Consider the following 14,673-nt stretch of genomic DNA (forward strand, 5'->3'; position numbering starts at 1 on the left):
TTTCTATGTTTGGAAAAGATATTCTGTAAGGATAAAAATCGGATCTGTGCTTTATTGATCCTTTGTCCTGTCATACACACATTCGCCGTCCATATAGGTTTGCATCACCTGAATTTCAGGAAAACGTTCTGGCGGTACATGCAGAATATCCTCTGACAATACCGCAAAATTTGCCCGGAAGCCTTCTGCCAGCTGACCGATATCAGAAAACCCCGCAATCTCAGCCCCCTCTTTCGTATAGAGTCTGATGGCTGTTTCTATATCGATGCTGCCTTTCTCACCGCAGTCCGTTCCATCGTACGCCGTTCTTGATACCGCGCACTTGAGATTCGGAAACGGATCGGACGGATGCGCCCAGGAGGTTGCCGGCGCGTCCGTTGACAGCGCCACTTTCACGCCGCAGTCCAGCATATGGGAAATGGGATAGGTCTCCTTAATCCAGTCCATACCCAAATTGTTTCGATAACTCTCAATTTCAGCATACAGGAAAATCATCTGCGTTGCAAAGGCAATTTTTCCTGCTGCCGCCTTTTCAATGGCATTCTGGGACGGGTCTGTAATATGCTCCATGCGAACAGACGGCATATCACAAAGCCACGGTCCGGTCTGATATGCAAGATCCACAATCCGGTCGATTGCCCGTTTTCCCATAGTGTGTACAGCCAGCTGGCACTGATGTTTCTGACAAAATTCCATGGCGCTTTCGATTTCCTCGTCGCTGCACACAGAAATGCCACATTCGTCACAGGACCCCAAATAGGGTCTGTCCATCCATGCCGTTCTGCCGCCGATACTGCCGTCTGCAATCAGCTTAATTCCATTTCTGTGAATCTGCCTGGATTTGTCTGCTTTCTCAGCGTCCCACCGGAAATCAGGATTTTTACGAATCAAATCCCAAATATAGTACATGCCTACATCCTGCCGGAATCCTTTTTCTGCCGCTTCCTGATAATAATCGAAATAATCCACTGCATCCAGGTTTCCCATATCCGTCACCGCTACAATCCCCTGAGAAAGCAGCAGCTTTCCCAGATCCACTAGACCATCCACGATAACCTCTCTGGATTTGTCCGGCAAAACCGCGCCGACCAGATGGCGGGCATTTTCTTTGAGAATCCCCGTCGGCACGCCTTCCGCATCCCGTTCAATTTCTCCGCCTGGCGGATCAGGGGTATCCTTCGTAATCCCTGCAAGTTCCAGCGCTTTACTGTTGACACTCCGAATATGAGAGCAGGAACGAAGCAGTTCGATGGGATAATCCGCTGACGCCTTGTCCAGATCATACCGGTTTGGCGCGCGATGTTCCGCAAACTTTTCTTCATCATAGCCCCAGCCGCAAATCCATTCTCCTGGCTTTTTCTCTAACGCTGCGCGGCGAATTTCCTCCTGCAGTTCCTCGATGGAGTGAACCACCGGTGGCAGGCAGGATATCTTCGCCGCGCAGTCTGCCAAAATGACCGGGTGCATATGGGTATCCACAAAGCCGGGAATGACGCGCTTTCCTTTCAAATCCTCAGCTTCACAATCATATTCCGGCAAATCGCTTCTGTCTCCAATAAAAGTAATTCTTCCGTCCTCCACTACAAAGCACTCCGCATAGGCTTGCTTCGGATTTGCGGTGAATATCTTACCATTGATAAATACTTTCTGTTTCAATTCAGCCTTCATCTCCTTGCTTTTTATACTGTTCGAAAAGCTCTGCCGCATATTCCATGCGTACTTTTTTCTCTGCCACCATCTGTTTCACGATTTTCTCCAGCGTTTCACCCTTTGCGCCTACGGTGCTTGCCAGATTTCTCGCATGCAGAGACATATGTCCTCGCTGGATGCCCTCCGTCGCAAGCGCTTTCATCGCCGCCAGATTATTTGCAAGACCTGCAGATGCGATAATCTGTCCCAGCTCCGCAGCAGTTTTTACATCTAAAATTTTCACGGCTGTTTGTGCCGCTGGATGGATTTTTGTAGTGCCGCCCACAAGTCCGACCGCCATAGGCATCTCAATACAGCCGACTAAATCTCCCTCTGCATTCTTTTCCCAGGTGGTTAGCGATGTATATCTTCCGTTTCTTGCCGCATAAGCATGGGCGCCGGACTCAATGGCCCTGGTATCATTTCCCGTGGCCAGCACCACCGGAATAATTCCGTTCATAATCCCTTTGTTATGGGTTGCTGCCCGGTAAGGGTCTGCCGCCGCAAAGGCATAAGCGCTGAGAATTTTTTCCACCACCTCTGCGCCGCCGACTGCTTCCTTTTTCCAAGTTGCTCTTGCCCGCACCACACGCCTGTCCGCCAGATTGGACAAAATCCGCAGCTCCGCAATGCCGCCGGTCAGTTCCTCTATGTAAGGGGAAACCGTTTCTGCCATGGTATTTACCGCATTTGCGCCCATGGCGTCCAGGGTGTCCACCAGAAGATGCACAATCACCATAGGGCCTTCCGCAGAATCTATGATTCTGACCTCCACATCCTTTGCGCCTCCGCCAAAGCTGACCAGTACCGGGTCTTTTTCGTTGCAGATTCGCAAAATTTCCTCTTTTTTCTCTAAAATCATACTCTTTGCTGCAAAAGGCGCAGGTACGCGCAGCATCTGAATCTGCGCAATCATGATATTGCCGGAGGTACTTGCTGTAAAGCCGCCTGCCGCTCTTGCCATCTTTGCCGCATTGCTGCATGCCGCAATGACAGACGGTTCTTCTGTCACCATGGGAATTACCACGTCTTTACCGTTTATGATAAAGTTAATGGCAACACCCATCGGCAGCGCGAATCTGCCGATTACATTTTCTACCATGTGATCCGCCTTGTCCATGTCCAAAGAATCCGCGCTTCTGAGAACTTCCTGTTCTGCGATAGAAAGTCCCGCGAATTCGGCAACCTCCCGCATTCTTGCCTCTGTATCCAGCTTGAAAAAGCCGGAATAGCTACTTGTTTTCATCTTATCATCTCCTCTGTTATTTGATTGCTGCTGTAAAGGAATGCAGCGTGCGTCCTAAAATTCGTTCCATCATCTGCGTAATAACGCCGCATTTTTTCTCATCGATTCCGGTATCAATCCCCATGGCATTTACCATGGAGACAAAGTCGCAGGTTTCCACCAGCCCGGTTCTCTCCGTATCAAAGTAATATGCGCCGATCCCCTTGACAGGTACGCTGTCGACAATATTCGCAACTTGTCCGCCAATGCCGCCCAGGCTGCAGTCAAAGGTTCTGACACCTGCCTCCATCGCTGCACAGTAAGATGCCATCCCCATGCCGCGTATATCATGGACATGGAAGGAATGCATCGATGCATCTGGATACTTCTGTAGGATATGCGAAAAATAGCGGTATACGGTTTCCGGATCTGCGATGCCGTCAGGATCAGAATGTTCAATCTCGTCAAATCCAATGTCAAAAGCCCGATCTACAAATTCGTAAGCCTTTTCGATTGGTATTTCTCCCTGGATCGGACATCCGAAAATCGTTCCAATATTGCCGAAAACCTTCTTGATGCCCAGACTGTGAAGAAATTTTATATTTTTTTCTGCTTCATTAAAAAGTTCTTCATGGGTTCTGTTCATATTCTTGCGGGCATACGCCTCGCTGGTTGCCAGCTGTCCGCACAGTACGCGGTCAATCTGAACGCCTTCTTCAAGGGCTGCAGCCACACGTTCGCAGGCTTTCGTGTTGAGCGCAAGGACGGTATACTCTACGTCCTCTCTTTTCGGAAGCCCTTTCAATACCTCCAGGATATCCTTAAACTGGGGTACATATTTGATACGACTGAACGTGCCGACCTCAATGCGCCGAAATCCTGCTTCCATCAGCCGCTCTGCGATCCAGAGCTTCGCCTCTGTGGGCACGAACATTTCCTCGTGCTGAAATCCATCTCGCAGGGTCACGTCGATGATGTTCACTTTGCCCGGTAATGGTCTTTTCAAATTCTTTCACTCCCTCCTTCAGTCTTTGCACTATACTATCGCAAAGGGCGTGCCAATCCGTTCATTTGAAAAAGAGCAACAAAAAAACGCCTGAATTTCAAGCGTTTTCAGTATTCATCAAAAATTGCGGCCGCACTTTTTTTGATGAAAAAATCTTTATTTAAAAAAATATTTTTATTTATTCAAAATTTTTTATTGGTAATCCCCAGCTTCTTCAGTCTGTACTGCAGCTTCTGCGGAGAGATGGAAAGCCTCCTGGCAACATCAATTAACTTGGTTTCCTGCTCCATCACAGTCTGAATCAACTGGCGCTCATAAGCCGCCAGCATCTGTTCCAAATCAACATGCATTCCCGGCTCTATGGCTGCTGCTTCAGAAAGTAAATCTGCCCGCTGTGATACATTCCGTTCTTCCCTGCTGACCGTCTTTACAAGCTGTGTTCTTCGGAACAGCGCGTCCACACTTTCCAAACTGATATATTCCTTCTTTTCTATATTAAACGCGCTTTCGATGATATTGCGAAGTTCCCTCACATTGCCGGGCCAGTCCCACTTTACAAAAACCTGCTCCGTCAAAGGGCTGATTCCCTTGATATTTCGCTGCATACGTTCATTATAATAGCGAATGAAGTGTTCCGTCAAAAGCAGAATGTCGTCGACACGTTCTCGAAGCGGTGGAATTTCGATCTGTAAAACACAAATTCTATAGTACAAATCCTCCCGAATTCGCTTTTCTGAAAGCAGCTTTTCAAGTGGTTCGTTGGTCGCGCAAATCAGACGTACATCAAAATGAATATCCTGATTACCGCCAATCCGGCGTATTTTCTGTTCTTCAATTGCCTTCAGAAGCTTCGCTTGCATGCCTAAATCCATCGAATTGATTTCATCCAGGAAGAGGGTGCCTCCATTAGCCATTTCAAAAAGACCCTCTCTGGATTCCGCACCGGTAAAGCCTCCCTTTTCTGTACCAAAAAACATGCTTTCAAGAAGATGGGATGGAATTGCAGCACAGTTCTGTGTAATAAAATTTCCGGTACGCCGCTTTCCCTCTGCATGAATTGATTCCGCAACCAGCTCTTTGCCTGTTCCTGTTTCGCCATAAATCAGCACCGGCGAATCACTGTTGCTGGCCTCCAGTATCATCGCTTTCATTTCCAGCATTTTCTTGTTCTGCGTGATGATATCATCTGTGACATAAAGCTTCTGTTTCAGATATTCTGAGGTCTTCAAATTCTGCAGATAAAGAAGCTGCGCAACATTGGCCGCGCCCAAAATCACCCCGTTCTCCACAATGGGATACGTGATGCCGCGCAGTACCATCTGATAGTTTTTCCAGGTCAGCTTCTGGGGTTCATCGATGGACATCTTTCCTGTCTTTAGTGTTTGAAAAACGGTACTGTTTTCCTCTGACAGATCCTCATAAAAATTCGTCAGATGCTCTCCGACAATCGATCTGGTCCAGTCCGGAATGACTGCATTAGACATTCTGCCAAACCACGTGCTGTACTCCACAATGCCATGTTTATTTACAATCAGTACACCATCATATTTGGTATTGTCGATTTGCATAATCTGGTTCAGTTTATCAATCAATCCACTCATTGCACAAAGGTTCCTCCTGCAGAACTAAAGCATGCTTTGTTCTGCCGCTTCCACGACATGTTTCATCAAAAGACTGGTTGTCACACTGCCCACACCGCCCGGTACCGGGGTCAGCCAAAGGTTCTGTTCTTCGCTAATCGCTGCGTCTCCAGTCATTTTGCCGTCTTCATCAAAGTTAATGCCTACATCTACAATGACTTGTCCAGGACTGACCATTTCATCAGTCACCGTGCCCTTGGTGCCTGCGGCAGCCACAATAATATCCGCGTCCTTGCAAAGATACAGCAAATCTTCCTTTCTGGTCTTCGTATGGCAGACAGTAACTGTGGCATTTTCTTTCATCAACATGAGACTGACAGGCTTTCCGATGACCATGCTCCTGCCGATGACCACCGCCCGTTTTCCGCACAATTCCACGTCGTAGTGCTTTAAAATTTCGATGCAGCTTTCCGCTGTGCACGGCGCGAAAGCGCTCTCCCTGGTAAAAAATCTGCCCAAAGCGCCATCCGAAACGCAGTCCATATCCTTTTCCGACGCGATGGCATTTCGTACCTTCTCGCTGTCGATGTGCCTTGGCAAAGGCTGCAGCAGCAGCACACCATGAATTTCCGGATTCTGATTGATGGATTCTATAACCGCAATGAGATCCGCTTCCTCTATCTTCCCATCACAGATGAATTTTTCTGTCTGTACGCCAATCTTCTTTGCCTTTTTCACAGCGCCGTTTTCATAGGCGATATCGCTGCCGTTTTCCCCCACACGAACGATTGCAAGGGTCGGCACGACGCCTTTCTCATAAAACCCTGCCATCTTTGCAATCAACCCTTCGTCAATGGCGTCCGCCACTGGTTTTCCTTTTAGTAATTTTTCCATCTTGTCCCCCTATTTCTTTAGCTGACTGTACACTTTCGCGTACACCTCGTCGGCGGCTACTGTATATTCCATCAGCATCTTCTCAGCTTTCTCATTGAGCGTTTCGGCGTATGCTCTGTCCTGCATCGAGCCTGTATTAATAAAGACGTTCAGTGACGCGCCCTGCAGGGCTGCTTTGGCAAAAATTACGCCGACACCGGCATCACTGACTGCAAGAACGCTGCCCTTTTCCGCAAATTCCCTGTGCAGATCAATCGCCTGGCAACATTTTTCCATAATTTCCAGAGGTACGCTACATGCATCCTTCAGCACAAGCTCCATGACTCGCGCCTTCTCCGCCTTTTCTTCCTTCGTTTCTTTCGGCATGCCATAAGCCGCCGCAAGGGGCGCGAAAACTTCCGCGTCTTTTTCTACCAAGGAAAGAAGTTCTGTCTGCAGCATTTCTGCCTGTTCCATCAGTCCCTTGATTTCTTCTTCCACAGCAGCATATTTCTTCTTTCCTACCGTTAACGCACCCACCATACTGCCAAGGGCTGTCCCGAGCGCGCCCACCAGCGCCGACGCGCCGCCGCCGCCCGGCACAGGCGCTTTGCTCGCCAGCACTTCTGTAAATGCTCTCAAGCTTTGATCAATCCATTGCATAGCTTGTACCTCTCTTTTCTTTTTAAACTGGTATTAGTATAGCACGGGTGCCGCTATTTTTGCAAGCCGCACCCTTTTCTTTCGCGCGGCAAACGCGTGAAAAAGCGATACCCTTTTACACTGCTGACAAAACTGACAATTTCTCAGATTTTTGTCAGTCTTGTCGGTGTTTTATGTAAAAATCCTAACAAAACAGACAGAATCGAAAAAAATTGTCAGTTTTGTCAGGATTTCAGGGGCATACGATGTGATTTCGACACGATTTACTGACAAAATCTTTCAAAATCCAGAATTTTGTCAGTACTATCGTCGAAGACTCCTTTCATGGGTTTGCCATGTTTTCTTTCACTCTCACCTTTTCTTTGATTTACTAGAACACGCAGCCTTTTATTCTTTTGTGCCGCGCGCTTTGAAACAGCCTTCTTCATGAGAATCAATGACGCCAACCGCCTGCAAGTACGAATAAATAATCACCGTTCCGACAAACTTCATTCCTCGTTTTTGCAAATCCTTTGAGATTTGATCGGAAAGTGGAGAACTTACCACATCTGTTTCGTGCAAAACAGTTTCGCAGGTCCAATGCCAGAGATAGTTGGAAAAACTTCCGTATTCCTTTTGGATTTCGCGAAAAATCCGCGCATTATTTACTGCCGCTCGAATTTTCAATTTGTTGCGGATGATGCCTGGATTTTCGCGAAGTGCTGCCATTTTTTCCTCGTCATAATCACAGACTTTGGCAAGATCAAACCCATCAAAAGCAGCTCGAAAGGCTTCTCTCTTATTGAGCACGCACTCCCAGGACAAACCCGCCTGAAAGCTTTCCAAAATCAGCATTTCGAAAAGCTGATGATCGTCATGCACCGGCACACCCCATTCTTCGTCATGATAACGCAGATAGATTTCATTCTTGGGATTCACCCACCTGCACCGTTTTTTTCCATCTTTCCATTCCATTCCGTTTCTCCTTTTCAAACATAAAACGGCAAAAGCGTGCACATTTCTATACGCACGCTTTTCGTCTCTCACAATTTCTTATTGTGTGCATAGGAGCTTTAGCTCCGTCATGCACACTTTTTTTACTGAAACGCCTCGATCTTTTCAATCCGGTCAAATGCTTCTTTCAGGGTATCCACATTGACGGTGCAGGCAATACGCACATAACCTTCACCACAGGCGCCAAAGGCATTTCCCGGCAGCATCAGCACATGTGCCTCCTTTAGGATCAGTTCCGCCGCCTCAGCACTGGTCAGCCCACTTTCCTTAATGTTCATAAACAGATAGAAGCTGCCCTTAGGCGGATCAATCACAGAAAGCTTTGGAATCTTGTTAATTCTCTCCGCTGCATAGAACATTCTCTTCCTGTATTCGGAAATCATCGGCGGCTGAATCTCCGCTCTGTGGCGAAGTGCATAGATTGCAGCACGCTGAGATACTGACGGCGCAGTAAAGACCACATTTTCGTTAATCTGCTGAATCACCTTAATGATGTAGTCTGGTGCGATAATGTTACCCACTCTCCATCCCGTCATGGTAAAGTTCTTGGAGAATGAATTGAGAATAATCGTTCTTTCTTTCATACCCGGAAGTGTCGCAAACGGCACAAACGGATTCTGGTAACTGAACGAGGTATAAATATCATCAGAAATTACAATTAAATCATACTTTACAGCGATTTCTGCGATTTTTTCCATAGTCTCTACAGTCAGGCAGTTTCCGGTCGGATTGCTCGGCGAGTTGATGACCAGCGCCTTTGTACGCTCTGTAATCAGAGATTCCAGACGTTCAATGTTAATCTGAAAATCTTCTTCTTCGTAAGTCGGCAGTTCCACAGGAATCCCTCTTGCCAGCTCCACCTGCTGTGGATACGGGGTAAAGTACGGCGCCTGTAAAATAACTTCATCTCCATCGTCTACGATGGCTTCCAGAGCCAGATACATGCCCAGGCATGCAGATGCACAGACAAAAACTTCTTCATCAGCCACATCCATCTGATACTCTTCCTTGTAGTACTTGCAGATTTCCGTTCTAAGCTCCGGATCTCCTCTGAAGTCCGTGTACTTGGTATGTCCGGCTTTTGCATCTGCAAAGGCATTGTCGATAATAATATCATGAGTGATTAAATCCGGGTCCCCCAAACTCAGATTGATCACGTCATTGAAAGACTTTGCCATTACATCGGACTGTCCCATAGCGGTACTCTGGTCTTTCCAGTACCGCTTTGCAATAAACTTGTGCTTCATTTTTTCTACCTCTCTATACATTAAGTTCTTTTAATCTGCGATACAACGTAGCTTTGCTGATGCCCAGCACCTCCGCTGCTTTCAGCTTGCCTGAAAGTGTATCGCCATAAATTCTGATGGCCTCTAAAATATATTCATCTTCCACATCTCTAAGCGGTTTCAAACAAATTCCGCTTTCAGAAGGTGGTTCCGTGGCGTTGCCCAAAATTCTTTGCGGCAAATCTTCAACCGTAATATAGGAACCAGAAGAAATATTGACTGCATACTCGATGGCATTCTGCAGCTGTCTGATGTTGCCCGGCCACGCATACTCGTACAGCCTGTCCATGGCCGCCTTGTCTATGCCAAAAATATCTTTGTGCAGCGCCTTTGCATAAATCCTGAGAAAATGCTCTGCCAATTCTCCAATATCACTTCGTCGCTGTCTTAGCGGCGGTAATGTAATAGGGATGACACTGAGGCGATAATACAAATCCTCCCGAAACTGTCCGTTGCGCGAAAGCTCCTCTAAATCCTGATTGGTGGCTGCGATAATCCGTACCGACACCTCTATCTCCTTGCTGCCGCCTACTCGCTGAATTTTTTTCTCCTGAAGGGCTCGCAAAAGTTTCGCCTGCAGATGGATTGGAAATTCACCGATTTCATCGAGAAACAAAGTACCGTGATTGGCAAGCTCAAACTTTCCCAGCTTTCCGCCCTTCAACGCACCGGTAAATGCCCCCTCCTCATAGCCGAACAGCTCGCTTTCGATTAAGTTCTCCGGTAGCGCCGCACAGTTAATGGCAACAAAAGGACCATCCGCATTTCTGCTGGCGGTATGAATGGCTCTAGCAAAAACCTCCTTGCCAGTTCCACTTTCTCCTTGGATCAGAATCCCTGAATTCCCCTGTGCAAAACGCCTCGCCTCTTCTTTTACCTTCCGAAACGCGGGACTGCTTCCTACAATGTCTTCAAAAGGCAAATTGCAACTGTTATTTTTCAACTGCTTGACAGTTTCTTTTAATTTCTTCGTTTCAGAAGTCTCTTTTAGTTTCATCACCAAAAGTTCTGACATTCTGTGAATAAACTCCAGAAAATCCTTGTTCTTTTCCATCAGTCTCTTTACATCTTCTTTTCCATGGGCATAAAGACCAATGGCGCCGTAAATATCCTCTCCATCGATAATTGGAATGGAAATCATTGCGTTAACGTCGCACGCATTCTTCTCCGGACAATTTTTGCATCCTGCAAAATCCTTCTTGCTGTCTTCGATCACCATCATTTTTCGTAGGCGAACGGTCTCCACCAGCATGGAATTACCGGTCAACTTATTCAGCGCCCGCTGATTGGTGATGCCGTCTTTGCTGTCCCCAATAATCTGAAACTGCATATCACAGACCAACACCTGCATGTCCGCTACTGTGCTGATAATTTCTGTGGTCTTCTGTGCATATTCTCTGATACTACCTAAATTCATAATTACCTCTGGGAACGAATCACAGCGCAAAGGCTGCCAGTGGCAGCCTCTACTTCACGTATATTTTCATTTTAACAGAAGATTGCACTTATTTCAATACTTTCATTTTCTGTGTCTATTTATCATAGGTTCTGAAAGCAAATACCGGCAGGCTGTCGTCTTCTGCAAAATAATCTTTGTACAGCTGTCCCGCTGTGCCAATGTCGGTGGAACCCATACCGATAATACTTGCACAGATGATTTCATCATCGTTTTCTCTTCCGCTCTTACGCCCCACTACGATATCCGGCATTTCAGCATGGATGTTTTCTTCTGTGATTCTTCCGTCATGAACCAGTTTCAAAAGTTCACCCCTGTGGGCGTTCTGTGCCCAGCTGTCGACAATCAGCTTGTCACAGTGAAGCGGAATGTTTTCATCCAATTCCTGGAAGGAACCCAGAGACATCACAGTACAGCCCTTTTTCAGCCACGCACCCATTACCAGCGGCTCATTGGCGATGGTTACCGTAATGATCAGGTCAGAGCCTTCACAGCATTCCTGATTGGTCTTTACCGGCGTCACCTTTACCGCAAGTTCCTGATTGAGTTCTTCTGCACATTTTACCGCTGCTTCCCAGTATAAGTCAGAAATCTTGATTTCTTCCAGATTTTCACAGGATTCTGCGATGGCTCTTGCATTCATTCTGCCCTGCACACCTGCGCCGATGATGCCGGCAACCTTGGCATCTTTGCGAACCAGATACTTAGAAGCAACGCCAGCAGAAGCGCCGGTTCTGATGTCCGTAATAAAGCTGCCATCCATGATAGCAAGGATTTCACCAGTTCTGGCTTCGTTTAAAATAATTACGCCGCCGATGTATGGAATACCCTTCTTTGCATTATCATTGAATCCCCATACCCATTTGATACCGGAGATATCCACGTCTTGTCCGATATATGCAGGCATTGCATTGTAGGAGCCGCCATATGGCGGCCAGTCGTTGCTTTCGCCGGTATCCAGCGTAATTTTTGCCGGCATATTCACTTCGTTGTGTCCATGGGCTTCATATACCTTTTCAACAAGTTCGATGGATTTTTTCATGTCCAGCACTTTCTGTACATCTGCCTTTGAGATCATCTTTACATTATTCATTTTCATTTCCTCCTATTTTTAGGTTCCTTAAAATGGACCGTAATTTGTCAAAACTGCTGCCGCAAGGATAATGCAAACCCATGCGGACCATTTCATTACCAGTGAGAATGCAAACTTAAACCACTGCTTAAAAGATACGCCTGCAAGTCCCAGTGACGCCATCAGAATCGGATGTACCGGCGTAATCATATTCCAGAATCCATCGCCGCTTTGAAATGCTAATACTGCGGTCTGTCGAGTAATACCAAGCACGTCAGCTAGTGAACTCATAATCGGCATCACCACAACCGCTTGTCCCGAAGACGACGGAATCAGGAAGTTGACAACCCCCTGTGACAAGTACATGCCCCATGCTGCTACCACGCTTGGAAGTTTCGCAAGCGGTACAGAAGTCGCATAGACGATGGTATCCAAAATATTTCCGTCCTGCAAAACAATCAAAATCGCTCTGCCAAGACATACCAGAATGACCGCTGTCGCAATATCTCTGCAGCCAATCATAAACTCGTTGATCGTGTCGTTAAAGCTGCCCTTAAAGTGAATCAGTCCTACGATGATTCCCATAAGGAAAAACAGCGCAGCCATTTCGCCCAGGTACCAGTCAAATTTGATAATGCCGTATACCAGTACCGCAACAGTCAGAACCAGAACCAGCAAAATCACCTTGTCTCTGCCGTTAAATTCGCGTTCCTCTACAGTCTGCAGGTTTTCCGGCAGTTCGTTTAAGTTCACCACCTGACCGCTGTCCTTGAACTTCTTTCCGTGGCGAATGGTGTGATGAATCGCAATGAGAAGTGCACCTACGCCCAGCGCAATGCGAAGTCCTATACCGGAAAACATCGGCAGGTCGCAGATGCCCTGTGCCACGCCGGTGTTAAAGGGATTCAGCGCACCTGCTGAATATCCGCTGTAAAGTCCCACAATTGCCATAGATACGCCTACAATCGGGTCAAATCCCATCTTAATTGCAATTGGCACTAAAATTGCTACCAGTGGAATGACCTCTTCGCCCATGCCATAGGACATGCCGCCAAGGAAAAATGCGCTCATGATGATAATCACCAGCAGACTTTCCTTTCCTTCATATTTGCGAATCAATTTGTTCAGTCCTGCCGCAATAGCGCCCGACTTGGTTACAATGCCAAAGGCGCCACCTATGACAAAGATAAACCAGGCAATATCAGAAGCGTCCACCATACCGTTATAAATAGACATGATAAGCTGCATAAAGGTCGTCGGATTGGACTCTGCGCTGGCATAGGTACCCGCTACTACCAATGTTCTTCCTGTCGCCTCATCCAGCTGCCGCTCAAAGAGTCCTGCGGGAACGATATACGTTAAAATTGCAGATAAAACCACTAAAATAATCAAAAGAGTTCCCGTATCCGGAAAGCGCAGTTTGAACTTCTTTTCTTCTAATTTCGGTTCCATGATATTTCCTCCTATATTTTTTCTGCTGTTATATAAAGCATAAAACGTGCCAACTTAATTTCCATTGAAATTTAAACAATTTCTTGATTCAATGCAATGAAGCTTCTCAAAATGAGAACCTTCGACTGCTATTTGTTCTCATTTTGAGATTTTCTCTTTGATTGCCTCCGCTGACAGACCACCAAGTCCCATCTTTTTAAGCGTTCGTCCGCTCTCAAAATAGTTATCTTCATTATATGCCGATGCTAGCGTTATGCAAGCAAGAATAATCGGCGTATCAACACCGCAAAGTTTTGCCAGTTCATAGCACGGCACCAACACATAAGGCACATCTTCACTGATATATCTGGCTTTCGAGCTATCTGGTGCACCGTTGATTTTTCCGTGTGAAACAGATTTTCTGTTAAAGTCATAAACGCTTTCTTCCTCCATACCATACAGCGCATTCATCGCCTCAAGTTCCGTCCGTAGTGAAAAGCCCAAAGCACTGCCCACCGCCAGCCGCTCTAAGTCCATCTTAGCGGCCGCTCTTGCTGTTGCCGGACTGCAGCAGTCCTTATAGTAATTAAACGCCCCGTTAAAATTCTCCAAAAGTCCTATGTTAATGGTTGTCATCAGTGGATGTCCGCCAAAGTTGATATTCTCAAGGCCTGCAACCAGCGGATTATTCAGAATCTCCACCGGAATCGGTAGCAAATCTCTCACCGCATCCTCTACCTTGCCGCTTTCATCTGACGGATAGATGGACAGCGGCAGGAACTTCTTAATTCCCATGATTCCAGTTACACCCGGCGATAGCAGTCTGCATGCCCAAGGAATGCTGATTGTATCTGCAAAATGTACATCAAGGTCAATTTTTCCCGCATTTTTCAGCATTTCAGTAAATACAAGACTTGCGTAATTTGCCGGCATAGTCACTATAATACTGCCATCCTTTAAATGCGGTATCATCTGTGCAAAGAAAATCTCCTGTGCAAAGGACGGACATAGAATCACATACAGCTGACAGAACTCCATCGCTTCCTTGATATCGCAGGTGGCAAGCTCTATCGGCTCAAATCCTTCCAGGATCATAGAGCAGCCGTGTGTCTCTCCCGCCGCACTGATTCCTCCGCGTTCTGCAATATTTTCTATCTGCGTAGGAAACTGCGAAAAATCGCAGATGCAAACCTGATATCCTGCTCTTGCAAAGTGATAAGCTGCAGTAACACCACCGTTTCCTGCACCAAATACAGTAACTCTTTTCATAAAATTAACCTCCTTTGGTATCTTTTTCTTGCCTGTATAAATCGCATAAATCATGCCAACGTAGAAACACTGCAATTGCAAGGATACAAAAACAGCATTTCTCAAATTGAGAAATGCTGTGCCTTATGTT

The 14,673-nt window shown here is 46.6% G+C and carries 12 protein-coding genes; all 12 read right to left on the reverse strand.

From position 1 onward, the window contains the following. Nucleotides 1-51: 51 nt before the first annotated feature. The gene (locus D1151_RS02970; RefSeq protein ID WP_243151149.1) at nt 52-1,656 is read right to left on the reverse strand and encodes an amidohydrolase; all 1,605 of its coding nucleotides are present in this window, start codon (nt 1,654-1,656) and stop codon (nt 52-54) included. A gap of 1 nt (nt 1,657) precedes the next feature. Beyond that, nucleotides 1,658-2,935 (reverse strand): hydroxymethylglutaryl-CoA reductase, degradative, encoded by a 1,278-nt coding sequence (locus tag D1151_RS02975; protein WP_161907882.1) that lies wholly within the window; start codon nt 2,933-2,935, stop codon nt 1,658-1,660. A 16-nt stretch (nt 2,936-2,951) separates the two neighbouring features. Continuing rightward, nucleotides 2,952-3,920, reverse strand: coding sequence for a hydroxymethylglutaryl-CoA lyase (locus D1151_RS02980; RefSeq protein WP_161907883.1), 969 nt, complete (start codon nt 3,918-3,920; stop codon nt 2,952-2,954). Between the two features lie 182 nt (nt 3,921-4,102). Beyond that, the gene (locus D1151_RS02985) at nt 4,103-5,521 is read right to left on the reverse strand and encodes a sigma-54-dependent Fis family transcriptional regulator (RefSeq protein ID WP_161907884.1); all 1,419 of its coding nucleotides are present in this window, start codon (nt 5,519-5,521) and stop codon (nt 4,103-4,105) included. A gap of 24 nt (nt 5,522-5,545) precedes the next feature. After that, nucleotides 5,546-6,394 carry a bifunctional 5,10-methylenetetrahydrofolate dehydrogenase/5,10-methenyltetrahydrofolate cyclohydrolase gene (locus D1151_RS02990; protein ID WP_161907885.1) on the reverse strand — a complete coding sequence of 283 codons (849 nt, stop codon included), beginning with the start codon at nt 6,392-6,394 and terminating at the stop codon, nt 5,546-5,548. A 9-nt stretch (nt 6,395-6,403) separates the two neighbouring features. After that, nucleotides 6,404-7,036, reverse strand: coding sequence for a cyclodeaminase/cyclohydrolase family protein (locus D1151_RS02995; RefSeq protein WP_161907886.1), 633 nt, complete (start codon nt 7,034-7,036; stop codon nt 6,404-6,406). 387 nt (nt 7,037-7,423) lie between these two features. Continuing rightward, nucleotides 7,424-7,990, reverse strand: a complete 567-nt coding sequence (locus D1151_RS03000; RefSeq protein ID WP_160201138.1) for a DNA-3-methyladenine glycosylase I — start codon at nt 7,988-7,990, stop codon at nt 7,424-7,426. 122 nt (nt 7,991-8,112) lie between these two features. Then, the gene (locus D1151_RS03005) at nt 8,113-9,276 is read right to left on the reverse strand and encodes a pyridoxal phosphate-dependent aminotransferase (protein WP_161907887.1); all 1,164 of its coding nucleotides are present in this window, start codon (nt 9,274-9,276) and stop codon (nt 8,113-8,115) included. Between the two features lie 13 nt (nt 9,277-9,289). After that, nucleotides 9,290-10,732, reverse strand: coding sequence for a sigma-54-dependent Fis family transcriptional regulator (locus tag D1151_RS03010; protein ID WP_160201140.1), 1,443 nt, complete (start codon nt 10,730-10,732; stop codon nt 9,290-9,292). Between the two features lie 115 nt (nt 10,733-10,847). Beyond that, nucleotides 10,848-11,864: an ornithine cyclodeaminase family protein gene (locus D1151_RS03015; protein ID WP_161907888.1), complete on the reverse strand. Its 1,017-nt coding sequence runs from the start codon at nt 11,862-11,864 to the stop codon at nt 10,848-10,850. A 27-nt stretch (nt 11,865-11,891) separates the two neighbouring features. Further along, complete coding sequence (locus D1151_RS03020) at nt 11,892-13,295, reverse strand: YfcC family protein (RefSeq protein WP_161907889.1); 1,404 nt, start codon at nt 13,293-13,295, stop codon at nt 11,892-11,894. Between the two features lie 138 nt (nt 13,296-13,433). After that, a complete protein-coding gene (locus D1151_RS03025; protein ID WP_161907890.1) occupies nt 13,434-14,543 on the reverse strand; it encodes an NAD/NADP-dependent octopine/nopaline dehydrogenase family protein in 1,110 nt (369 codons plus the stop codon). Nucleotides 14,544-14,673: the final 130 nt, after the last annotated feature.

Source organism: Emergencia sp. 1XD21-10, assembly GCF_009936045.1.
GTDB lineage: Bacteria > Bacillota > Clostridia > Peptostreptococcales > Anaerovoracaceae > Senimuribacter > Senimuribacter intestinalis.

Bases quoted from the DNA above. Each gene is read 5' to 3' on its own strand.
- D1151_RS03010 (WP_160201140.1), bottom strand. From the start codon at position 10,732: ATGAATTTAGGTAGTATCAGAGAATATGCACAGAAGACCACAGAAATT.
- D1151_RS03025 (WP_161907890.1), bottom strand. From the start codon at position 14,543: ATGAAAAGAGTTACTGTATTTGGTGCAGGAAACGGTGGTGTTACTGCA.
- D1151_RS02975 (WP_161907882.1), bottom strand. From the start codon at position 2,935: ATGAAAACAAGTAGCTATTCCGGCTTTTTCAAGCTGGATACAGAGGCA.
- D1151_RS03000 (WP_160201138.1), bottom strand. From the start codon at position 7,990: ATGGAATGGAAAGATGGAAAAAAACGGTGCAGGTGGGTGAATCCCAAG.
- D1151_RS03015 (WP_161907888.1), bottom strand. From the start codon at position 11,864: ATGAATAATGTAAAGATGATCTCAAAGGCAGATGTACAGAAAGTGCTG.
- D1151_RS03005 (WP_161907887.1), bottom strand. From the start codon at position 9,276: ATGAAGCACAAGTTTATTGCAAAGCGGTACTGGAAAGACCAGAGTACC.
- D1151_RS03020 (WP_161907889.1), bottom strand. From the start codon at position 13,295: ATGGAACCGAAATTAGAAGAAAAGAAGTTCAAACTGCGCTTTCCGGAT.
- D1151_RS02990 (WP_161907885.1), bottom strand. From the start codon at position 6,394: ATGGAAAAATTACTAAAAGGAAAACCAGTGGCGGACGCCATTGACGAA.
- D1151_RS02995 (WP_161907886.1), bottom strand. From the start codon at position 7,036: ATGCAATGGATTGATCAAAGCTTGAGAGCATTTACAGAAGTGCTGGCG.
- D1151_RS02985 (WP_161907884.1), bottom strand. From the start codon at position 5,521: ATGAGTGGATTGATTGATAAACTGAACCAGATTATGCAAATCGACAAT.